General features: G+C 43.6%; 1 protein-coding gene. It reads right to left on the reverse strand.

What is annotated here, in order from left to right:
- Positions 1-76 precede the first annotated feature (76 nt).
- Positions 77-264 (reverse strand): YbaK/EbsC family protein (locus SB773_RS32435; RefSeq protein WP_410594490.1); only part of this gene is annotated, 188 nt, incomplete at its 5' end.

A 264-nucleotide genomic window follows, 5' to 3' on the forward strand; every position in this document is an offset into this window, starting at 1 on the left:
CTCACAATACAGATGTGATATTCAAGACAGCGTATGCAGAAAAAACCTATTAGGTGAATGCCTAAAGATAAACAGTCTATTTTATAAGGGCTACAGATTCCGCTTGTGTGATTTCCAGGAACTCTGACGGTTTTAAAACGATCTGTGTACCGATCCGCCCTCCGCTTACGATGATTTCAGGCAGGTTGGTTGCACTTTCATCGATGAAGGTGGGGTATTGCTTTTTCATTCCAATCGGTGAACAGCCTCCCCGAATGTAACCTG

The sequence above is a fragment of the Bacillus sp. SIMBA_074 genome (assembly GCF_046534555.1).
Classification (GTDB): Bacteria; Bacillota; Bacilli; order Bacillales; family Bacillaceae_G; genus Bacillus_A; species Bacillus_A mycoides.